The sequence below is a fragment of the Pseudorhodoferax sp. Leaf274 genome (assembly GCF_001422445.1).
Lineage (GTDB): Bacteria > Pseudomonadota > Gammaproteobacteria > Burkholderiales > Burkholderiaceae_C > Pseudorhodoferax.
Genome location: NZ_LMNA01000006.1, coordinates 18763 through 40020 on the forward strand (window position 1 = coordinate 18763; position 21258 = coordinate 40020).

Below are 21258 nucleotides of genomic sequence, written 5' to 3' on the forward strand. Positions count from 1 at the left end.
CCTCCATGCAGCTGCGTCCCCTGGGTGCCACCGGCATCGCCATCGCCCCCGTCGTCTTCGGTGGCAACGTGTTCGGCTGGACCATCGACGAAGCCACCAGCTTCTCGGTGCTCGACGCCTTCGTGGACGCCGGCTTCAACGCCATCGACACCGCCGACGTGTACTCGCGCTGGGCCACCGGCAACCAGGGCGGCGAGTCCGAGGCCATCATCGGCAAATGGCTCAAGGCCCGCCCGAGCCGGCGCGACCAGGTGGTGCTGTTCACCAAGGTCGGCTCGGACATGGGCCTGGGCCGGCGCAGCCTGGCCGCCAGCTGGATCGAGCGGGCCGTGGAAGACTCGCTGCGCCGCCTGGGCGTGGAGCGCATCGACCTGTACTTCTCGCACTGGCCCGACCCGGACACCCCGCACGAGCAGACGCTGGGCGCCTACGCCCGGCTGCAGGCCGCCGGCAAGGTGCGCGCCATCGGCGCCTCCAACTACAGCGCCCAGCAGCTCGGCGATGCCCTGGCCGTGGCACGCAGCCAGGGCCTGCCGGCCTACCAGGTGCTGCAGCCCGAATACAACCTGGCCGACCGCCCCTCCTACGAAGGCCCGCTGCGTGACCTGTGCCTGCGCGAAGGCCTGGGCGTGGTCACCTACTACAGCCTGGCCTCGGGCTTCCTGTCGGGCAAGTACCGCAGCCAGGCCGACCTGGCCGGCAGCGCACGCGGCAAGGGCGTGGCCAAGTACCTCAACGCGCGCGGCACCGCCATCCTGGATGCGCTGGACACCGTGGCCGCCGCCCACGGCGCCACGCCGGCCGAGGTCGCGCTGGCCTGGCTGATCGCGCGCGAGGGTGTCACCGCGCCGATCGCCAGCGCCACCAGCGTGCGGCAGGTCGAGAGCTTCGCCAGGGCCGCGGGGCTGGAGCTGGGCGCCGGCCAGATCGCCGTGCTCGACGCGGCCAGCGCGCCTCAGCCGGCCTGACGCAGCGTCAGGTTGATGCGCTGCGCACCCAGCACCGGGTGCGGCAGCTCCTTGAGCGGCAGCACGCCATGGAAGCGCAAGCGGTCCACGCCGCCCCAGACCACCACGTCGCCGTGCTGCAGCGGCACGCGCGCGGGCTTGTCGGTGCGCGCCAGGCCGCCGAACAGGAACACGGCCGGCATGCCGAGGGACACCGAGACGATGGGCGCGGCATGGTCGCGCTCGTCCTTGTCCTGGTGCAGCGACAGGCGCGTGCCGGGCCGGTAGTGGTTGACCAGGCAGGCGTCGGGCGCGAAGCCCGCGAACCCCGCGGCGGCCGCAGCGCCCAGGCCCAGCTCGGCGAAGGCCGCGGGCATGGCCGGCCAGGGCGCACCGCTCACCGGGTCGGTCGCGCTGTAGCGGTAGCCGCGCCGGTCCGACACCCAGCCCAGCGCGCCGCAGTTGGTGTTGGCCACCGACATGGCCAAACCGCCCGGCGTGACCATGTGCCGCGGCGGCGCGGCCCGCTCGACCTCGGCCAGCGCGGCCAGCAGCCGGTCTACCCAGGGCAGCGCGAAGCCGCGCAGCACCCGGGCCTGCGGCCCGAGCACGACCACGCCCTGCTGCGCCGGTTCGTCGAACAGAGCGCCCTGGGCCACTAGCGCGGCCCGAACAGCGCGATGGTGCGCTCCATCAACGCCATGAGCGGCTGGTCCATCAGCGGCAGGGTGGCCGCGATGCCGATCAGGCCCATCACCAGCGTCACGGGAAAGCCCACGGCGAACACGTTCATCTGTGGGGCCACGCGCGAGACAATGCCCAGCGTGAGGTTGACGAACAGCAGCAGGCCGATCATGGGCAGCGCGATCCACAGCGCGCTGGCGAACACCTCGCGGCCCATGCCGTGCATCTGCAGCCGCGCCAGCGAGTCGAGGAAGTTGCCATCTGCCGGAAAGGCCTCGAAGCTGCGGATCACGGCCATCAGCACCATCAGGTGGCCGTTGACCACGATGAACAACAGCATCGACATGGTGCCGAGAAAGCGCGACACGGCGCTCACCTGCGCATTGCTGGCCGGGTCGAAGAAGGCCGCGAAGTTCAGCCCCATCTGCAGGCCCACGAGTTCGCCGGCCAGCTCCACGGCCGTGAACACCAGCCGCACGGCGAAGCCGATGGACAGGCCGATGCCGACCTGCTGCAACACCGCGCCCAGCGCCTGCGGGCTGTCGATGCCGATGATGGGCTGGCCCGCCAGCGTGGGCTGCGCCGCCACCGCGATCAGGAAGGCCAGGCCGACGCGCGCGCGCATGGGCACGGCGCGCATGGAGAAGATCGGCATGGCCGTGAACAGTGCCAGCACGCGCAGGAAAGGCCACAGGATCGGCGAGATCCAGGCCACCAGCTGCGCTTCGCTGAACGTGATCACTGGGGCAGCTGCGGGATGAGTTCGATCATGCGCCGCACGTAGTCCACCAGCGTGGTCAGCATCCACGGCCCGGCCAGCGCCAGCACCAGCAGCGCCGCGATGAGCTTGGGCACGAAGGACAGCGTGGCCTCGTGGATCTGCGTGATGGCCTGGAAGATGCTGATCACCAGCCCCACCACCAGCACGATGCCCAGCACCGGCGCGGCCACGATGAGCAGCAGCGTCAGCGCCTCCTGGCCCAGCGTGAGGACGAACTGCGGGCTCATCTTGCGAACGAGGAAGCGAGCGAGCCGATCAGCAGGTTCCAGCCGTCCGCCAGCACGAACACCATGAGCTTGAACGGCAGCGCCACCAGCACCGGCGACAGCATCATCATGCCCAGCGACATCAGCACGCTGGCCACCACGATGTCGATGACCAGGAACGGGATGAAGATCATGAAGCCGATCTGGAAGGCCGACTTCAACTCGCTGGTGACGAAGGCCGGCACCAGCACGCGCAGCGGCGCGGTCTCTGCCGTGACCGAGGCGTCCAGCTGGGCCAGCCGGGCGAACAGCGAGAAGTCGGACTGGCGCGTCTGCTTGAGCATGAACTCGCGCATCGGCGCCTCGCCGCGCGCCAGCGCCTGCTCGAAGTTGAGCGTGTTGCTGGTGTAGGGCACATAGGCCTCCTGGTACACCTTGTCCAGCGTCGGGCCCATGACGAACATGGTGAGGAACAGCGACAGCCCGACCACCACCTGGTTGGGCGGCGCCGACTGCGTGCCCAGCGCCTGGCGCAGCAGCGACAGCACGATCACGATGCGCGTGAAGCCCGTCATCATGAGCAGCACCGCGGGCAGGAACGAGAGCGCCGTGAAGAACAGCAGCGTCTGGATCGGCACCGAGTAGCTGCTGCCGCCAGGCCCGCTGCCGATGATGAGCGGCAGCTGCCCGTTGTTCTGGGCCAGCGCCGGCCCGGCCAGCAGGGCCAGGCCCGCCAGCACGGCCAGGCGCGGGCTCATCGCGCGACCTCGGCGGCCACTGGCGCCGGCGTGGCCTCGGCCTTGACCAGCGCGCCGGCAAAGTCCGCCGTGCCGGCCGGCATGCTGTGCAGCAGGTTGACGGACTGCGCCGTCACGCCCAGCACCAGCCAGGTGCGCGCGCCGGGCGGGCCCACCTCCACCGTCACCACGCGCTGCTGCGGCCCCACGGCCAGCGCGCCGACCAGGCGCGAGGCCGGGCCGGCCGCCGCCATGCCGCCCTGCACGCGCCGCTGCAGCCACTTGACGGCCCAGGGCAGCGTGCACAGCGCGGCCACGAACAGGGCCACGACCAGCAGGGTCTGCGAGGAAATCGACATCGGCGCTCAACCCCCGCGGCTGACGCGGCGCAGGCGCTCCGAGGGCGTCACCACATCGGTCAGGCGGATGCCGAACTTGTCGTTCACCACCACCACCTCGCCCTGCGCGATCAGGTAGCCGTTGACCAGCACGTCCATGGGCTCGCCGGCCAGCGCGTCGAGCTCGACCACCGAACCCTGCGCCAGCTGCAGGATGTACTTGATCGGCACCTTGGTGCGGCCCAGCTCCACCGACAGGGTGACCGGGATGTCCAGCACCATGTTGATGTCCTGCATGGTGCCGTCCTTGTTGAAGGCCTGGCGCGGCGGCGCCTCGGCCCCGGACAGCGGGCCGCCCTGCTCGGGATCGGGCGCGGCGGACTTCTGCTCCTCCAGCGCCTCGGCCCAGGCTGCCATCGGATCTTCTTCTGCGTTGTCTTTGGGATCTTCAGTGGCCATGGCGGTCCTCAGGATGGGTGTCGTTGCCGCGCAGGCATTCCTCGATGCGGATCGCGTACTTGGCGTTGTGCGTGCCGTACTGGCACGCGAAGATGGGCACGCCGCCGATGGTGGCGGTGATGCTCTGCTGGCGCTCCAGCTCGATGAAGTCGCCCGGCTTCATGGCCAGCAGCTGCTCGACGGTGGCGTCGGCGCGCGCCAGCTCGGCCACCAGCGTGACCTCGGCCGACTGGATCTCGCGCGAGAGCACCGAGACCCAGCGCCGGTCCACCTCGACCGAATCGCCCTGGGTGGACGAATACAGCACGTCGCGGATCGGCTCCAGCGTGGAATAAGGGATGCAGACGTGGATCACGCCGGCGATGTCGCCGATCTCCAGCTGGAACGCGGTCGACACCACGATCTCGCTGGGCGTGGCGATGTTGGCGAACTGCGGCTGCATCTCCGACCGCTGGTAGTCCAGCTCCAGCGGGTAGATGCCGTGCCAGGCCTTCTTGTACTCGCCGGAGATGACCTCCAGCAGCCGGTTGATCACGCGCTGCTCGGTGGCGGAGAACTCGCGGCCCTCGATGCGGGTGTGGTACTTGCCGGCGCCGCCGTACAGCGTGTCGATCACGCCAAACACCAGCGAGGGCTCGCACACCACCAGGCCGCTGCCGCGCAGCGGGCGCACCGCCATGATGTTGAAGTTGGTGGGCACCGCCAGCTCGCGCAGGAAGGCGCTGTAGCGCTGCACGGTCACGGTGCCGACCGAGATCTCGGGGCTGCGGCGGATCAGGTTGAACAGGCCGACGCGGAAGTTGCGTGCGAAGCGCTCGTTCACGATCTCCATGGTCGGCATGCGGCCACGGACGATGCGCTCCTGGCTGGAGATGTCGTAGTTGCGGATCTCGCCGGTCTCGACGACTTCCTCGACGGCCTTCTGGCTCTCGCCCGTCACGCCCTCCAGCAGGGCGTCGACCTCTTCCTGCGAAAGGAACGACTCACTCATGGCCTGGCCTCACTGGATGATGAAGCTGGAAAAGAGCACGCGGTAGATCGGGTTGAACGCGGCCGGGCGCGGACGCTTGCGCGGCTTGCCTTCCTGGGCCGGCGGCTCGTCATCCTCGACCTCGTAGCCCAACGGCGCCGAGGCTTCGCGCAGGATGTCCTTGGCGAGCTTTTCCTTGCCGTCGCGCGTGAGCAGTTCTTCCGAGGTGCGCTGCGACACCAGCAGCAGCACCGCGCTGCGGATGCCGGGCAGGTGGGCCTTGACCTGGTCGGAGGTCTTCTGGTCCATCACCTCCAGCGTCACGCCGACCTGCGCGAACTTCTCGCCGCCCGCGTCGGCCAGGTTCACCACCATGTTCTCCAGCGGCAGGTAGACGGGCGGGTGCGCGTCCTTGGGCTTCTTGGCATGGGCGGCGGCGGGCGCGGCGGTGGCGCCCTCCTCTTCCTCGTCGGCATGGCCGCGGCCCAGCAGCATCCAGGCGGCGCCGGCGCCACCCAGCAGCAACACGGCCAGGACGCCCAGGATCAGGACCTTCTTGCCCTTGGGCTTGGGCGCGGCGTCAGCAGCAGCGGCAGGAGCGGACACGGCGGTTTCCTTTTTCGGAGATCAGATCAGTCTTCGCCGGATTATTGACCCGTATCGACAGACCAATCTTCCGATTAGGCTGGAAAAACAGCCATATATGCCGCCACGCTCAGACGTAGAGATCGAGCGCACCGGTGCCGCGGCGCGGCGCCGCCTCGGCCACCGCGGCCACCGGCGCCGCCGGGGCCTGGCGCGGCGGCGGGTTGCGGCCGGCCGGGCCTTCGCCCGCCTGGCCGCGCCGGCCGCCGGTGTCGTGGGCCCCGACGGACACGCCGGACAGGACCAGCCCCTGGGCGCCGAGCAGGTCGCGTAGCTGCTCGACGGAACCGGCCAGCATGTCGCGTGTGGCGGCGTGCTCGGCCCGGAACTGCACCTGGGCCTCGTTGCCGTCCAGCGCGATGCGCACCTGCACCGGCTCGGTGGTGCCCACCGTCAGCTCGGCACTGCGCACGCCCTGGCTGGCCCAGTGGCGCAGCTGGTCGGCCAGCTGCCGGTCGAAGGCCGTGTCGGGCTGCAGCGCGGCCGACGCGTCCAGGCCGCCCAGCGCCGCGTCGTACTGCACGGTCGGCGTGAACTCGGCCCCGCTCCAGCCGCCCTGGGCCGAGCCGTGGTGGCCGGTGCCGCCGCCGGCCGCGTCCTGCCCGCCGCCGCGCGCCCGGTCGGCCGCCGCCACGGCCAGTTCCTGCGGCGCGGCCACCGTCATCGACTCGGTGCGCGCCGCGGCGGCCGACAGGGCGGCCACGCTGCGTTCGGCCCGGGATTCGCGCGCCTCGCGCAGATCGCCCGCCTGCAGCGCCTGCGCCATGGATGTGTTGGTGGCCGTGGCTGCGGACTTCAGGGCCGACTCGGGTGCAGCCGATTCGCGCGCGGCCAGGTGCTTTTGCAACTGCTCGAACACGCTCGCGTACTCGGGCGCGAGCCGCGGGTCGGCGCTTGCGCCGGCCGGTCCAGCCGAACCGGCTGCGGCGCCCGCGGCATCTGCTCCCACCGCACCAGCCGCACCGGCCGCTTCGCCCGGCACCGCGGCGGCCGAAGTCGCCGCCTCGGGCGCCACATGGGCCGCCTTGCGCAGCGCCGCCTCGGCCGCCGGCAGTGGAACGGGCAGCACCAGCGCGCCGGCCGCTGCAGGATCGAACGGCACCGCGTCGGCGTCGGCTTCGGCGCGGCCCCGCTTGCCGGCGGACTTGGCTTCGCCCTGCAGCGGCGCCAGCGCGTCGCCCTCCAGCGCGCCGAGCCCGTCCTCCACGGCGGCCATCAGGGCCAGGAAGTCGCCGCTGGCGGCGGCCTGGCCGGCGGTCTTGCCGCCGCCGTGGCGCTGGCTGGCGGCGTGGGTGTTGTGGCTTGCGGCCGTGCCTCGTTCAACGCTCATGGTGCTCTTCCTCTTCGGCCTGGATGCGCAGCGTCATGGCGTGGCGCACGGCGGCCGTCTCGTCGGTCTGCCGCTGCTCGCGGCGGTTCTGTACCAGGGCCATCGCCTCTTCCTTGCGGCGCACCGCCTGGCGCAGCGTGGCCACGCGCAGCTCGGCCTGCAGCAGCGCCTGGCGCGCCACGTCCTCGCGGCGCAGTTGCTCGGCCACGGCGCGGCGCTGCATGGCGATGGCCTCGTCCAGCCGCGCCATGAAGCGGTGGTGGTGCAGCATGAGTTCGGGCAGCGCACTGATGCGCGCCTGCGATTCCCAACGCTGCTCGGTCTCGTGCGCGTAGCCGCTCAGCTGCTCCAGCTGCTGCTCGGCCGCGACGCGGCGCTGCTGGGCCTGGCCCAGCGCCTGGCTGGCCGCATCGCGCCGGCGCTCGGCCAGTTCGATGGCCAGGGCCAGGGTCTTGAGCAATTGCCTGGACATGGCTCTCAGATCCCGTCCGGGTCCAGCGCCGCCGCCATCTGGCGGATGCTCTGCGACAGCGGCGAGCGGGCGAACATGTCCTGCTGCAGGAAGTCGGCCATGCCGGGCGCCAGCCGCACGGCCTCGTCGAGCTGCGGATCGGCGCCGGGCGCGTAGGCGCCGATCTGCACCAGGTCGCGGCCCTTCTGGTAGCGCGAATACACGGCGCGGAAATGCCGCGCCAGCGTGAAGTGCTCCTGGCTCACCACGTTGTGCATCACGCGCGAGGCCGACTGCTCGATGTCGATGGCAGGGTAGTGGCCGGATTCGGCGAGTTGGCGCGACAGCACGATGTGCCCGTCCAGGATGGCGCGCGCCGCATCGGCGATGGGGTCCTGCTGGTCGTCGCCCTCGGACAGCACTGTGTAAAAGGCGGTGATCGAGCCATGGCCGTCCTTGCCGTTGCCGCTGCGTTCCACCAGGCCCGGCAGCTTGGCGAAGCACGAGGGCGGGTAGCCCTTGGTGGCCGGCGGCTCGCCGATGGCCAGCGCGATCTCGCGCTGCGCCATGGCGTAGCGCGTCAGCGAATCCATGAGCAGCAGCACGTGCTTGCCCTGGTCGCGGAAGTACTCGGCCACGGCGGTGGCATAGGCGGCGCCCTGCATGCGCAGCAGCGGCGGCGCGTCCGACGGCGCGGCCACGACGACCGAGCGTGCGCGTCCGTCCTCGCCCAGGATGTCCTCGACGAACTCCTTGACTTCGCGGCCGCGTTCGCCGATCAGGCCGACGACGATCACGTCGGCCGCGGTGTAGCGCGCCATCATGCCCAGCAGCACGCTCTTGCCCACGCCGGAGCCGGCGAACAGGCCCAGGCGCTGGCCGCGGCCGACCGTGAGCATGGCGTTGATGGCGCGCACGCCGGTGTCCAGCACCGTGCGCACGGGGTCGCGGTCCATGGCGTTGATGGGCTGGCGGTCCATCGGCAGGGCCCGCACGTCCTGCACCGGCCCCTGGTGGTCCATGGGTTGGCCCTGGGCGTCGACCACGCGGCCCAGCAGCCCGTCGCCCAGCGGCAGGCGCAGCACGCCTTCGGCCGGCGGCGCGGCGCCGCCCGGCGCATCGCCCAGGCGCGGCACGGGCACGTAGGGCGGGGCCGGCGTCACGCTGGCGCCACGCGACAGGCCATGCACGTCGCCGGCCGGCATCAGGAAGGCGCGCTCGCCGGCGAAGCCGACCACCTCGGCCAGCACCGGCGCCTGGCCCGGCATCTGGATGTGCACCTGCGAGCCGACCGGCACGCGCACGCCCGTGGCCTCCAGCACCAGGCCGGCCAGCCGCGTGAGCGTGCCCCGCACTTCCAGCGTGGCGCCGGCGCGCACGCGCGCCAGCGCGGTATCGAGCAGGCCGTCCCAGGCGGCAGGCGCGTTCATCTCATGCATCGCCGGGCTCCTGCTGCCAGGGCGCGTCCAGCCCCAGCTGCGCCAGCGCCCGGCGCCAGCGCGCCGGCAGCCGCCCGTCGACGACGGTGCCGGCGGCCTCGACCAGGCAACCGCCGCGCTCCACCTGCGCATCGGCCACCCAGCGCAGCTGCAGCGCGGCGTGTTCCTCGCGCAGCACCGTCTCCACGACCGCGAGGTCCTCGGGGTTCAGCGTCACCGAGGCCGCCTTGTGCTCGGCGCCCAGCATCGCCAGCGCCTCGCGCACCACGGGCAGCACGGCATCGGGCTGCACGGCCAGCTCGCGGCGCACCACCTGGCGCGCCAGCTCGGCGGCCAGGTCCAGCACCTGGCGCGCCTGGCGCTGCTCGCAGTCCGCCAGCCGCTGCTGCAGCTGCTGCACCACGGCCGCCAGCTGCGCCGCGTTCTCGCGGCCCTGGCCGCCGACATAGGCGTCCAGCTGCTCGTGCCCCACGCGCGCCGCGTCGGCATGGCCGCTGGCATAGCCGGCCGCATGGCCGGCGTCGTAGGCCCGTTGCAGGCGCGCTTCCTCGGGCTCCGGTTCGGGCTGGGGTTGCGGCTCGGGCTCGGCGCGCGCCACGTCCAGCAGCGGTTCGGGCTCGGGCTCGCCCAGGCGGCCGAACTTCCAGGCCGAGACCGCGCCGATCTCCTCGCCTGGGATGAAGCGGCTGTACATGCGGTGGTGGGCGACGGACATCAGATCAACGCGTCGTCGCCGCCGCCGGCCAGCACGATCTGGCCCTCGTCGGCCAGGCGGCGCACGGTCTTGAGGATTTCCTTCTGCTGCGCCTCGACCTCGGACAGGCGCATCGGGCCGCGCGACTCCAGGTCCTCGCGCATCGACTCGGCGGCGCGGCTGGACATGTTGCCCAGGATCTTTTCCTTGAGCTCGGGCGCGGCGCCCTTGAGCGCGGCGATCAGCGCATCGGACTGCACTTCCTTGAGCATGACCTGCATGGACTTGTTGTCCAGGTTGATGAGGTCGTCGAACACGAACATCTTGTCCATGATCTTCTGCGCCAGGTCCGGGTCGTGGCCGCGGATGGACTCGATCACCGTGCCTTCCACATTGGTGCCCAGGAAGTTAATGATCTCCGCTGCGGCCTTGACGCCGCCCAGCGAGGACTTGCGGATCTTGTCGCCGCCGGCCAGCACCTTGAACAGCACCTCGTTCAGGTCCTTCAGCGCGGTGGGCTGGATGCCCTCCAGCGTGGCCACGCGCAGCAGCACCTCGTTGCGCTGGCGCTCGCTCAGGTGCTTGAGCACGCCGGCCGCCTGCTCGTGGTCCAGGTGCACCATGATGGCCGCCACGATCTGCGGGTGCTCGTTGCGCAGCAGTTCGGCCACCGACAGCGGATCCATCCACTTCAGGCTCTCGATGCCGGAGATGTCGCCGCCCTGCAGGATGCGGTCAATCAGCAGCGAGGCCTTGTCGTCGCCCAGCGCGCGGCGCAGCACGTTCTTCACGTAGTCGCCGGTGTCGGACACCAAGAGGCTCTGGCGGCTGGCGGTCTCGGTGAACTTGCTGACCACCGACTCCACGCGTTCGCGTGGCACCGTGCGCGTGCGGGCGATGGTCTCGCCCAGGCGCTGCACCTCCTTGGGCGAGAGGTGCTTGAACACCTCGGCCGCCTCCTCCTCGCCCAGCGACATCAGAAAGATGGCGGCGTCGGTCAGACCTTCTTCATCCATGTTCTCGTACTCCGGTCAGGAAGAGCCGCTGGCTTCGCCGTTGATCCAGTCCTTCACGATGTTGGCCACCGCGATGGGGTTTTCCAGCGCCAGCTTGCGCGCCGCTTCCAGCCGCACCTGGTGGTCGGTGGGCTGCAGGTCCACCGCGTCGCCGCCCAGGGCCGGGCCGCCCAGCGCCGGGCGCTCGGCGTCGTCGGCCACCAGCGCGTCGAGCTGGCCACCGCCATCGGGACCGGCGCCCGGCCCGGCCGTGCCGTCGGCCAGCGCCGGCTCGGGCTTGGGCGGCTGCATGGCCTTGAAGCCCGGGCGCACCAGCCCGAACAGCACGATCAGCGCCAGCAGCAGCATGCCGATGGGCCAGGCGAAGCTGCGCAGGTTCTCCGCCGTGGCGACCTGCTGCCAGATCGGCCGCGTGTCGGTCGGCTCGACCGTCTGCACGAAGGCGGCGTTCATGATGTTGACCGAATCACCGCGGTCCTGGCTGAAACCAATGGTTTCACGCACCAGCGCCGTCATCTGGCTGATCTGCTCGGCCGACAGGGCGCGCGTCGTCGGTGCGCCCTTCTCGTCGGTGGCGGTCTGGTGGTTGACCACGACGGCGGCCGACAGGCGCTTGATGTTGCCCGAGCCACCGCGCACCACGCGCACGGTCTTGTCGACCTCGTAGTTGGTGATGGACTCGCGCTTGCTGTTGCTGGGGCCGCCCTGGGTACCGCCGGACGCCTGCAGGGGCGGCACCTGGCCGTTGATCGGGGCCGCGGCCTGCTGCGGCGGCTGGTTGGACACCGCGCCCGGCACGCCCGAGGGCTGGCCCGGCTGCGGGCCGGTGGTGGTTTCCACCACCTGCTGGCTGCGCACGGCGCTGGCGTCGGCCGCCAGGTTGGGGCGGTGCTGCTCGCTGGTCTGCTCGGTCTGCGAGAAATCCACCTCGGCCGTGACCTGGGCCTTCACGTTGTTGCGGCCGACCACGGGCTCCAGGATGTCCATGATGCGGCGCGTGTACTGCTGCTCGATCAGCGAGACGTACTGCAGCTGCTGCGCATCCACGCCGCTGCCCGATTCCGGCGCGCCCGACAGCAGCTTGCCGGTGTCGTCCAGCACGCTGACGGCCGTGGGATTCATCTCCGGCACGCTGGAGGCCACCAGGTGCACGATGCCGGCCAGCTGCGCGCGGTCCAGCGTGCGGCCGGCACGCAGCGTGACCAGCACCGAGGCCGAGGGCTTTTGCTGCTCGCGGAAGAAGCCGTTCTGGTTCGGCAGCGCCAGGTGCACGCGCGCCGTCTCCACCGAGGCGATGGACTGGATCGAACGCGTGAGCTCGCCCTCCAGGCCGCGCTGGAAGGTCAGCCGCTCCTGGAACTGCGTCATGCCGAAGCGGTTGCTCTCCATGAGCTCGAAGCCCGTGACCGACCCCTTGGGCAGGCCCAGCGAGGCCAGGCGCAGCCGCACGTCGTGCACGCGGTCGCCCGGCACCAGGATGGAGCCGCCGCTCTCCGAGTACTTGTAGGGCACGTTCATCTGCGTCAGCTGGGCCACGATGGCGCCGCCGTCCTTGTCCGTCAGGCCGTTGTACAGCGTGCGGTACTCGGTGCGGTTGCCCATCATGAAGCCGATGACGATGACCAGCAGCAGCAGGCCGATGCCCAGCCCCAGCCGGATGCGCTGGGCGCGGTCGAGCCGCGCCAGCCGCTCGGCCAGGGGCGAAGTGGCAACAGCGCCCCCGGCAGCCGGCTCGGCGGGAGCGGCGACCAGTGGACCGGCAGGAACTTCGGCTACGGCGGACATCGTCTTGGGGCACGCCGCACGGGGCGGACGTACGCATTGGGGTGATGCGGCGGATTATTCTGAGATCCGGCCGGATTCTTCGCCGGATAAGCGCGCGGATTGGCCGGCATTTCAGCCCATGGCGGCCGCCGGCGGCCACTAGCATTGCCGCCATCGCCCCTGCCAGGACTGCGCCATGGACCTTCGCCTCACCCCCTCGATCGGCTCTGCCCTCGCCCGCCCTGCGCCGGCCACGGGCCCGGCCGCGCGCGGCGTCGCGGCCGAACCCAAGGAGCAGGCCGGCTTTTCCACCGCGCTCAAGAGTGCGCTGGTGTCCGTGAGCGGCGCCCAGGGCGAATCGGGCCGGCTCTCGCGCGAAGTGCAGCTGGAGAACCCGCAGGTCAGCCTGGAAGAGACCATGGTGGCCATCCAGAAGGCGCAGATCGGCTTCCAGGCCACGCTGCACGTGCGCAACCGCATGGTGCAGGCCTATACCGACATCATGAACATGCAGGTTTGAAACGGTTCAATTGCCCAAGTGCAGCGTATAGCGCGCCGCCGCCGTCGCCGAGCCCCTATCGCAGTCTCACGAAGGCCGATGCGGCCGCAAACTCTGAAGCACTCATTCACGGCGGCGCCTGGATGCGGTCGGTCGCATCCGCGGCTTCTCGGGAACGACACGATCCAGTTCCTGCTGCCGCTGCATTTTCAGTTCTGCCAAAAATGCTTCGTGAGTTTCGATCAAGGCATCCAACCCTTGCAGCTTGCTCAGCTCTGCCGCCTTGAACGCCCGCGCGACTCCTGCAATTAGTACATCGTGCTCCTCCTTGGCATCGCTGAAGTGACTGAAGAACTTCACCCAGGCCTGCACAGGAATGCCAGACGCCAACTGCTTTCGCGTGGTTGCAATGAACTCATCCATCAAACCGTAGCGAGAGACACGACCAAAGTTGTTGCCGGTATCGTGCGCGGCCTTGTCCGAACATTGGTCGACCTTCGAGGAGGGGTATGGCGCGCGGTGGCGCGCCGCCAGAATACGTGGCTCCCCACCCTCAGCCGTTCGCATCTGATGCCAGTAGAAATTGCGCAGCAACGCAGCGTACTTAGCCTCGCAAATGAATGGGGGCAGCAATTTTGGGCTTCCGGCCACCACATCGCTGAGCACCCAAGGAAAAACAACCAGGAGATCCTGCAGCGCGCACGCATCGGGCGTCACCTGGTAACGGAAGGTTGGTTCGCCTTCTTTCGCGATGGCAAACCACCCTTTCAACTCGATGCCCATCAAGGGCGACGGCAGTCCAGGATCGTCACTCACAAGGCGCACGTCAGGAAATGCCTGCGCCTGCCGCTCGAACCGGTACAGTGAATACGCTCCGACCGGATCCCAAACATCACGCAGCTTGTTGAGTCCGCGCACGACGGCATCCTCGATCGATGCACCCAGCGCGCCGTTGAGGGTGAAAATGTCTGTGGCCCGAAAGTCTTTCAGTTCGATGCTCGTCGCGAACTCCTCGGGCAACGCATAGACCGCCTTGCGTACATCGTTGCGCAGCTTATGGTGCTCCCATTGCATCAACAGCGCTTCAGCAGGCTCTGGCCGCTCGATGATGGCCGGCGCGTAGTGCAAGTCGGCCGTTGTCCCCGCAGCCTCTTGTGGCTCGGCAGCCGGCACGCCCGCCATCATGCGATTCTGAGTTGCGGAGGATCGAGCGCCTCCCGCAACCGCTCAACCGCAGCGTGATAGAACCCTGCATGAATCTCCGCTGCGAAGGCTCTCCTCCCCAGCTGACTGGCCGCCAGACTTGCACTGCATAAACCACCAAACGGCTCCCAAACAACATCGCCCTCATTCGTGCAAGACAAGATCTGTTTCTCCATGAGCGCCAATGGCTTCTGATTTGCATGCAGATAACCCACGCCATCAGCAGTCTTCACACGCTCGCGCCCATGAACAGGTTGCTCCCGCCACACGTTCGTCTGGCCGTGTGTGTGTGTCCATTTGGACCGCATCCGGATCCACGCCTCGCCGTCGAACGGGTTGACACCATCAAGTGAGAAATAGGGCCGCTCTGCCGGTGCGCCATGCTCCCGACAATAGTTCGCCATGCCCCTCATCGCCTCAACGGGAGGGAAATACCAGCGATGGCATTGCGTCAGATACTTCCGTGTCGCAGCATTCCTGACCCCACATGCGAGGTTGGCCAGGTGCATCGGCAGACCGCTTCGCTGCCACTCCGAACGCACCCAAGCCTTGAGCGGAAGCAGATTTCCACAGGCATCTACCAACAGGTTTTTGCGCGTATATCGCACCGCCACCTCGGTGACGACGGGCAACCCGCGAATCGTCCTCGAATTTACGTTGCCCGCAATATGCGCAATCCCTTTGTCCCAGACGACTGTCTCTTCGTATTGCCAGCCATGGAGGTCAAGAACGGAATGAACAGTCGCCCAACTAAGCTCGGAACCCCAAAACCACAGAGTGCAGTCGGGTGCGGCTCGTCGCGCCCAAGCCGCCACATGGGGCCCATACCACGCAGGCAGAGGATCAACCGTCGGGGGCTCACCGGGAAACTTGGCCAGTCCGTAGGGACCATCCGCAATGATGCACGTAGGCTGCGGCCAGCGCTCGTACAACTGCATCGCGTCGCTGTGATGCAGGAACGCGTTGTCGACCCGCGCCGCTGCAGCATCTTGAATGGGGACCGTTTGTTTGCTCATCGCACACCTCTTTGCGCGGCATGGTACCCGACAAAAGCTGAATTTTTATACAGTCTTTTGTCTCTTCATAAGAGCGCTCCAGGCTCAGTGCAACAGCTGCGGCCGGCTGTCCATCATGTATTCGAACTGCGTCAGCCAGGGCTCGGTGAGGCAGCGGATCTCGGCGTCGTTGCGCAGGATGCGCTGCATGATGCGCGCCTTCTCTTTGCGCTGCGCGGCCGTCAGCTGCTCGGTCTGCGACTGGTGGCGCAGCTGCTCGATCAGCACCGCGCAGGCGCCCTCGTGGCGCACCACCTCGTCCCAGTCTTCCTGCTGGGCGGCCCGCAGCATCTTGACGCTGCTGTCCTCGATGGCCTTGTAATAGTCGATCAGCATGTGCGACATGGCTGCTGGCTCAGGAAGCGGCCGCCTGGCCGGAAGGGGTGGCAATGCTTTTCCAGGCGCCGTAGACCGGCACGATCAGGTCAATCACTTCTTGGATCATCGGCGCGTCGTTGTGGATGTTGGCTCTTGTGAGTCGGCTGATGCTGTAGTTGTAGACACCGCGCAGGTTGGTCGCCAGCTCGCCGCCCGCTGCATCGTTGAGGGCGGCCTTCAGGCCTTCCTCGAGGATGCGCACGGACTTGCCGATTTCCTTGCCCTTGGTCTCGATGTCGCCACGCATTGTCGCGGCGTGGGCCTGGCGCAATGCGGCAAGCAAGCCCTCATAAAGCAGGCAAATCAGCTGATGGGGGCTGGCGCCCTCGACGCTGGTCTGGGTGCCGACACGCTTGTAGGCGGCGGCGGAGCGGGAACTGACCGAGGTGAACATCGAAGAGCCCATGAAACTGTCGTTGATGTTTTGGTTATCGGCAGGGTGGCCCCGGACTCAAGAGCTGCGTGCTTGAAAAGTGGCTAGTCGTTCTTCTTGTTCCACTGCGAGACCTGCTGGTCCATGTAGTTGGCCAGCGCCTGCAGCGTGCCCATCTTCACGTCCAGCGCGGTGTAGGTCTTGCGCAGCCGCGTCTCGGTCAGCGTGGCGCGGTTCTCCACCTTGTCCTGCTCGCTGAGGTTGCTCTTGGACTCGCGCTCCAGCGCATCGGTCTTGTTGTTGAGAAGCCCGTCGAACGACAGCAGCGTTCCCGTGTAGCTCTTCATGCTTGCGGCCACGCCCGTGCTCGTGCCGTCCTGGTTGCGCTGGATGAACAGCTTCTTGACGTTGTCCAGGTCGTCCAGCGCCTTGCTCAGCTTGGCGCCGTCGACCTTCAGGTTGGTGTCGCCCACGGCGCCGTTGCTGCCCAGGTTGATGCCAATGGAAGACAGCGTGGTGAACGCACCGCCCGAGACGCTGGCCGTCAACACCGATCGCAGGCTGTTGCGCAACCCCACCGCGGTGGAGTCGCCCTGCAGGTCGCCGGCCGTCTTGGTCTCCTTGTCGTACTTCGTCGCATCGCCCAGCAAGGTGTTGATGGCGTTGTACGCATCGACGAAATCCTGGATGTTCTTGGTCATCGCCTCCTTGTCGACGGTGCTGGTGATCAGCGCGTCGGCACCGGTGGCCGTGACCTCGTTCAGCGAGATCGTCAGGCCCGGCACGGCATTGACCAACTGGTTCTTCGCCGACGTGACGGTGATGCCGTTGATCGTGGCCACGGCATCCTGGGCCGGCTGGTAGGTGTTGGCCGCCATGCCCACGGTGGGCTGGGCCAGGTCGAACGCCAGGCGCGACACGCCCGCGTTGTCGGCGTTGCTGCCGTCGTCGTCGGTGGCGGTGATGCGAAAGCCCGACACCGCGCCGGTCTCCTTGGAGCGCAGCATCAGCCGGTCGCCCGAGGCGTCGGTCAACACCGTGGCCACCACCCCGGAGCCGGAGTCGTTGATCTTGGCGGCCACCTGGGCCAGCGTGTCGGTCGCGCCCACGGTGACGTTGACCGCTGCCGCGGTGCCGGCGGTGAACACCCCGGCGTTCCAGCTGCCCAGCTGCAGCGTGAGCTGGCCCGATCCGATGGTGCCGCCGGCCGAGATGGCGGTGGACACGGTCGACTGCGACTGCGCGAGCTTCTGCACGCCCACCGAAAAGCTGGTGGCGGCCGCGATGCCGGAGACGCTGACCGACACCGCCGATTCCTTGGACGACTTGACGGCCAGCATGTTCCAGCCGCTGTCCAGCGCCAGCTTGGAGGCCGCGTCCTGCAGGGTGGAGACCAGCGACTTGATCTCGCCGTAGGAAGAGACCTTGGTGTCGATCTTCGTGGCCTTCTCCTTCAACCCTTCCAGCGGCTTTTTCTCCAGTGCCACCAGCTTGGTGATGATGTCCTCGACCTCGAGGCCACTGCCGATACCGATGGATGTGATGGCCATGCGAATCTCCTAGCGCGGCAAGCGCACAAACGCGAAACGGCGGACAGGGTAGCACCCCTGCCCGCCATCCGAAGCGCCGAAAAGCGCCCCTTTCCGGGGCGCTCGCCGGTGCGGTTTACTGCAGCAGGGCCAGCACACCCTGCGGCAGCTGGTTGGCCTGCGCCACCATGGCGGTACCGGCCTGTTGCAGGATCTGCGTACGCGACAGGTTGGCGGTTTCCTGCGCGAAGTCGGCGTCCACGATGCGGCCACGGGAAGCCGACAGGTTCTCCACCTGGATCTCGATGGAGCCCACAGAGTTCTCGAAGCGGCTCTGCAGAGCACCCAGGTCGGCGCGGGCGTTGTTGACCTGGTCGAGGGCGCTGTCGATCTTCTTGAGGGCGACCCAGGCGTTGGCCTGCGTGTCGATGCTCAGCGTGTCGATGCCCAGCGAGTCGGTCGTCGTGTCGGTGGCGGTCAGGGAGGCCTGGGTATCGCCGATCGTGCCGATGGCGCCGCCAGCCACGCCGAAGTTGCCGGCCGTGAAGCCTGCCGACAGGGTCAGCGTCGTGGCATTGCCATCGGTGTCGGTCTTCGAAGACATCAGGTCGATGGAGTACAGGCCATCGCCGCCGCGCGTCAGGAAAGCGGTGACACCGGTGTCGGCGGACTTGCGGTTGATCGCCTCCACCATCTGGCCCAGACGCTCGGTGCCGGAGCTGGCCGCGCCAATCGCACCCAGGTTCCAGGTCGTTGCGCCGTCGTTGATGTTCAGGGTCGACGCATCGGTGATCGCGCCCGTGTCGGTGATGCTGGTGGCGTCGATGCCCGTGCTCTGGCTGTAGGCATAGACCACATCGGCCAGGCCGGTGGCGCGGCTGTCGGTCAGCGCGCCGACGGTGATGTTGTCGCCCGAGTTGGCGCCCACCTGGAACACCGCGCCCGAGAAGCTGCCGTCCAGGATCTTGGTGCCGTTGAAGCTGGTCTGCTTGGCGACGCGGTCGATCTCGTCCACCAGCTGCGAGACTTCGGCTTGCAGCGCCTTGCGGTCGTCCTTGCTGTTGGTGGCATTGGACGACTGCACCGCCAGTTCGCGCATGCGCTGCAGCATGTCGCCGACCTTGCCCAGCGCGCCTTCCGCCGTCTGCGACAGCGAGATGCCGTCGTTGGAGTTGCGGGCCGCCACCGTGTTGCCCTTGATCTGGCTGTTCATGCGCTCGGAGATCGCCAAGCCGGCCGCGTCGTCCTTGGCGCTGTTCACACGCAGGCCAGAGGACAGGCGCTGCATGGACGTGGCCAGCGAGCTCTGCGAGCCGCTCAGGTTGCGCTGGGCATTCAGCGAAATCGAATTCGTGTTGATGGTCGAGGCCATGAAAAAACTCCAGTTAAAGCGGCAAAACGCCGATCACAACGCCAGCACCGCGCTGGCCGCCCTGACCGGTGGCGGCGAGAAAGTCATTGATTTACAAGACTTTTTCTCTGCCACTTTGCCGGCCAACAGGTCCTCGGGGACCCATTGCACAGGTTTTCGGACCGCCTGGAGAAAACTTGAGGGCCTGTTACTGCTTGAGGCCAGAAATAGCGCAACTTTCGAACGCTTTTCAAGCGTATGCGCGGCCCGTGGATCTCCAGAATTCCCAGCACGCCCAGGAACGTGGGCGCCGACGGGTCGCCACCTTGGCGATACCGAAACGGTCCCACCACTTCGGACAAGCAGGAGTAACCGTCCATGGCCTCGACGATCAATACCAATTCCATCTCGCTCAACGCCCAGCGCAACCTGAGCGCCTCCCAGGGGTCGCTGGCCACGTCGATGCAGCGCCTGTCCTCGGGCCTGCGCGTGAACAGCGCCAAGGACGACGCGGCCGGCCTGGCCATCGCCGAGCGCATGAACACCCAGGTGCGCGGCCAGACCGTGGCGGCGCGCAACTCCAACGACGGCATCTCGCTGGGCCAGACGGCGGAAGGCGCGCTGGGCAAGGTCGGCGACATGCTGCAACGCATGCGCGAACTGGCGGTGCAGGCCTCCAACGCCACGAACAGCGCAGCCGACCGCGCCGCGCTGCAGGCCGAAGTGGCACAGCTGCGCGACGAAGTCGACCGCGTCGCCAAGCAGACCAGCTTCAACGGCACCAAGATCCTGGACGGCAGCTTCTCGGGCGCGGTGTTCCAGGTCGGGTCCAACTCGGGCGACAACATCACCGTGGGCGCGCTGGTCGACACACGGTCCGCGCGGCTGTCCGACATCGCCTATGCCTACGACCAGGCCACCGGCATCCAGGGCACGGACGTCAGCGACATCGCGGCCGTCACCGATCCCTCGGCCCTGAACATCAGCGACGGCAACACGACCTGGGGCCTGGGCGCCGTGGCTTCGGCCAGCTCGGGCACCGAGCGGCTGGGCCAGATGGTGGAGGCCATCAACCGCAAGACGGCCGACACCGGCGTGACCGCCTACCTGACGCGCAACCCCAACGGCAACTTCACGGTCGACCTGCTGTCGTCCAGGACCGACACCGACGGCAATGCCGTCACGTTGACCCTGGCCGGCTTCAACAACTCCAACTTCGGCTATACGCCGACCACCGTCGGCGCCGCAGGTTCCGTGGTCAACGCCACCGACACCACCACCGACGCGCTCGGCATCGACACGCTGTCGGTGGCCACGCAGGCCGGCGCCTGGGTCGCGCTCAAGAAGATCGACAGCGCCATCGACCAGGTGAACAACGCGCGCGCCGACCTGGGTGCCCTGCAAAGCCGCTTCGAGAACTCGGTGGCCAACATCGAGATCCAGATCGAGAACCTGGCGGCCGCGCGCGGGCGCATCGTGGACGCCGACTTCGCCGCAGAAACGGCCAACCTGTCGCGCACGCAGATCCTGCAGCAGGCCGGCACCGCCATGGTGGCCCAGGCCAACCAGTTGCCGCAGCAGGTTCTGCAGCTGCTGCAGCAGTGATCGCGGCGCGGCGCCCTCCGGAGAAGGGCCGCTGGCTCGCGCTTCGCAGGAGCGTCAGGCGATCCGCCGGAGAAACCCATCCGGCGCCACCGTGATCAACAGCTTGTGGTCGATCGTGTGGTCGATCTCGAAATCCGCCGTGGTCTGCAGGTACGCGTGCAGCGCCGTCTTCGGGCTGTTGCCCGGGCCCCAGGGGCGGTCGGGGAACATGGACTTGGGCATGTCTTCGATCACCGTGTCGAACACCACGCAATAGCTGCCCACGCTCACCAGCGGCGCATAGGCCTGCAGCTCGGCCAGCACGTGGTCGTGCGTGTGCATGCTGTCCAGGCAGACGAGCACGCGTTGCTTGCCTTGCGCCCGGGCGCGGACCTGCGCGACCACCTCGGGCGCGATGCTGGAGCCCTGGATCATCCGGATGCGCCGGGCCATCGGGTGCGCCTCGATGGCGGCGCGGTTGTGGGCGCGGATGTCGATGTCCAGCCCCAGCACCTCGGCATCGGCCGGGCCGCCGCAGGCCGCGTTGAGCTCCAGCATGGCCGCCGAGAAGATCAGCGAGCCGCCGTGCGCGATGCCGGTCTCCACGATCAGGTCGGGCTGCACGCGCCAGATCAGTTCCTGCATGGCCACGATGTCCTGCGGATACTGGATGATGGGCCGCCCCATCCATTCGAAGTGGTAGGAATACTTGCCCGCGTTGGCGCGGTCCATCCAGGCCCGGGTGGCCTGCGCCAGTTCGGCGTCGGCGCCCTGGGCCGCGATCTCGGCGCGGCCTTCCTGCTGGAATTGTTCGTAGGGGGTCAT

General features: G+C 68.4%; 24 protein-coding genes. 3 read left to right on the forward strand and 21 right to left on the reverse strand.

Translation table 11 applies throughout. From position 1 onward, the window contains the following. The first annotated feature begins 5 nt into the window (after positions 1 to 5). Complete coding sequence (locus tag ASF44_RS10340) at positions 6 to 968, forward strand: aldo/keto reductase (protein ID WP_056899142.1); 963 nt, start codon at positions 6 to 8, stop codon at positions 966 to 968. On the opposite strand, the gene alkB is transcribed toward ASF44_RS10340, so the two are convergent. From alkB to fliF, 14 genes are all read right to left on the reverse strand, one after another. Next, the gene (alkB, locus tag ASF44_RS10345; protein WP_056899143.1) at positions 956 to 1606 is read right to left on the reverse strand and encodes a DNA oxidative demethylase AlkB; all 651 of its coding nucleotides are present in this window, start codon (positions 1604 to 1606) and stop codon (positions 956 to 958) included. The genes ASF44_RS10340 and alkB overlap by 13 nt on opposite strands. Beyond that, complete coding sequence (gene fliR / locus ASF44_RS10350; RefSeq protein ID WP_056899144.1) at positions 1606 to 2373, reverse strand: flagellar biosynthetic protein FliR; 768 nt, start codon at positions 2371 to 2373, stop codon at positions 1606 to 1608. Before fliR ends, alkB begins: the two co-directional genes overlap by 1 nt. Continuing rightward, positions 2370 to 2639, reverse strand: a complete 270-nt coding sequence (gene fliQ / locus ASF44_RS10355) for a flagellar biosynthesis protein FliQ (RefSeq protein ID WP_056899145.1) — start codon at positions 2637 to 2639, stop codon at positions 2370 to 2372. Before fliQ ends, fliR begins: the two co-directional genes overlap by 4 nt. Beyond that, complete coding sequence (fliP, locus tag ASF44_RS10360; protein ID WP_056899146.1) at positions 2636 to 3376, reverse strand: flagellar type III secretion system pore protein FliP; 741 nt, start codon at positions 3374 to 3376, stop codon at positions 2636 to 2638. The genes fliQ and fliP overlap by 4 nt, the downstream gene beginning before the upstream one ends. Beyond that, complete coding sequence (locus tag ASF44_RS10365) at positions 3373 to 3714, reverse strand: flagellar biosynthetic protein FliO (protein ID WP_056899147.1); 342 nt, start codon at positions 3712 to 3714, stop codon at positions 3373 to 3375. Before ASF44_RS10365 ends, fliP begins: the two co-directional genes overlap by 4 nt. Positions 3715 to 3720: 6 nt before the next feature. Continuing rightward, on the reverse strand, positions 3721 to 4152 hold the full coding sequence (gene fliN, locus ASF44_RS10370) for a flagellar motor switch protein FliN (protein ID WP_056899148.1): 432 nt from the start codon (positions 4150 to 4152) through the stop codon (positions 3721 to 3723). Beyond that, positions 4142 to 5143, reverse strand: coding sequence for a flagellar motor switch protein FliM (gene fliM, locus ASF44_RS10375; protein ID WP_056899149.1), 1002 nt, complete (start codon positions 5141 to 5143; stop codon positions 4142 to 4144). Before fliM ends, fliN begins: the two co-directional genes overlap by 11 nt. 9 nt (positions 5144 to 5152) lie before the next feature. Beyond that, the gene (fliL, locus tag ASF44_RS10380) at positions 5153 to 5728 is read right to left on the reverse strand and encodes a flagellar basal body-associated protein FliL (RefSeq protein ID WP_056899150.1); all 576 of its coding nucleotides are present in this window, start codon (positions 5726 to 5728) and stop codon (positions 5153 to 5155) included. Between the two features lie 109 nt (positions 5729 to 5837). Further along, on the reverse strand, positions 5838 to 7097 hold the full coding sequence (locus tag ASF44_RS10385) for a flagellar hook-length control protein FliK (RefSeq protein WP_056899151.1): 1260 nt from the start codon (positions 7095 to 7097) through the stop codon (positions 5838 to 5840). Beyond that, entirely contained in the window at positions 7087 to 7569 is a 483-nt protein-coding gene (gene fliJ, locus ASF44_RS10390; protein WP_056899152.1) for a flagellar export protein FliJ, read from the reverse strand. Before fliJ ends, ASF44_RS10385 begins: the two co-directional genes overlap by 11 nt. 5 nt (positions 7570 to 7574) lie before the next feature. Continuing rightward, entirely contained in the window at positions 7575 to 8987 is a 1413-nt protein-coding gene (fliI, locus tag ASF44_RS10395; RefSeq protein ID WP_082524665.1) for a flagellar protein export ATPase FliI, read from the reverse strand. After that, a complete protein-coding gene (locus tag ASF44_RS10400; protein ID WP_056899154.1) occupies positions 8980 to 9702 on the reverse strand; it encodes a flagellar assembly protein FliH in 723 nt (240 codons plus the stop codon). Before ASF44_RS10400 ends, fliI begins: the two co-directional genes overlap by 8 nt. Next, a complete protein-coding gene (fliG, locus tag ASF44_RS10405; RefSeq protein WP_056899155.1) occupies positions 9702 to 10697 on the reverse strand; it encodes a flagellar motor switch protein FliG in 996 nt (331 codons plus the stop codon). The genes ASF44_RS10400 and fliG overlap by 1 nt, the downstream gene beginning before the upstream one ends. 15 nt (positions 10698 to 10712) lie before the next feature. Continuing rightward, entirely contained in the window at positions 10713 to 12482 is a 1770-nt protein-coding gene (gene fliF, locus ASF44_RS10410) for a flagellar basal-body MS-ring/collar protein FliF (protein WP_056899156.1), read from the reverse strand. A 175-nt stretch (positions 12483 to 12657) separates the two neighbouring features. Here fliF and fliE point away from each other — a divergent pair, with 175 nt between their 5' ends. Continuing rightward, entirely contained in the window at positions 12658 to 12981 is a 324-nt protein-coding gene (gene fliE / locus ASF44_RS10415) for a flagellar hook-basal body complex protein FliE (RefSeq protein ID WP_056899157.1), read from the forward strand. Positions 12982 to 13083: 102 nt separating this feature from the next. On the opposite strand, the gene ASF44_RS10420 is transcribed toward fliE, so the two are convergent. The 6 genes from ASF44_RS10420 to ASF44_RS10440 all read right to left on the reverse strand — a co-directional run bounded on the left by ASF44_RS10420 (position 13084) and on the right by ASF44_RS10440 (position 18870). Continuing rightward, positions 13084 to 14142, reverse strand: a complete 1059-nt coding sequence (locus ASF44_RS10420; RefSeq protein WP_156374438.1) for a hypothetical protein — start codon at positions 14140 to 14142, stop codon at positions 13084 to 13086. Then, the gene (locus ASF44_RS30930; RefSeq protein WP_082524666.1) at positions 14142 to 15179 is read right to left on the reverse strand and encodes a DNA methyltransferase; all 1038 of its coding nucleotides are present in this window, start codon (positions 15177 to 15179) and stop codon (positions 14142 to 14144) included. Before ASF44_RS30930 ends, ASF44_RS10420 begins: the two co-directional genes overlap by 1 nt. An 84-nt stretch (positions 15180 to 15263) precedes the next feature. Then, a complete protein-coding gene (locus ASF44_RS10425; RefSeq protein WP_056899159.1) occupies positions 15264 to 15563 on the reverse strand; it encodes a flagellar protein FliT in 300 nt (99 codons plus the stop codon). Between the two features lie 10 nt (positions 15564 to 15573). Further along, positions 15574 to 16002 carry a flagellar export chaperone FliS gene (gene fliS / locus ASF44_RS10430; protein ID WP_369820915.1) on the reverse strand — a complete coding sequence of 143 codons (429 nt, stop codon included), beginning with the start codon at positions 16000 to 16002 and terminating at the stop codon, positions 15574 to 15576. A 71-nt stretch (positions 16003 to 16073) separates the two neighbouring features. Continuing rightward, positions 16074 to 17519, reverse strand: a complete 1446-nt coding sequence (fliD, locus tag ASF44_RS10435) for a flagellar filament capping protein FliD (protein WP_056899161.1) — start codon at positions 17517 to 17519, stop codon at positions 16074 to 16076. A gap of 115 nt (positions 17520 to 17634) precedes the next feature. Beyond that, complete coding sequence (locus ASF44_RS10440; RefSeq protein WP_056899162.1) at positions 17635 to 18870, reverse strand: flagellin; 1236 nt, start codon at positions 18868 to 18870, stop codon at positions 17635 to 17637. A gap of 357 nt (positions 18871 to 19227) precedes the next feature. Here ASF44_RS10440 and ASF44_RS10445 point away from each other — a divergent pair, with 357 nt between their 5' ends. Beyond that, positions 19228 to 20454, forward strand: coding sequence for a flagellin (locus ASF44_RS10445; RefSeq protein WP_056899163.1), 1227 nt, complete (start codon positions 19228 to 19230; stop codon positions 20452 to 20454). A gap of 54 nt (positions 20455 to 20508) precedes the next feature. Here the strand turns inward: ASF44_RS10445 and ASF44_RS10450 are convergent, their stop codons facing one another. Continuing rightward, on the reverse strand, positions 20509 to 21258 hold the full coding sequence (locus ASF44_RS10450) for a cephalosporin hydroxylase family protein (protein ID WP_056899164.1): 750 nt from the start codon (positions 21256 to 21258) through the stop codon (positions 20509 to 20511).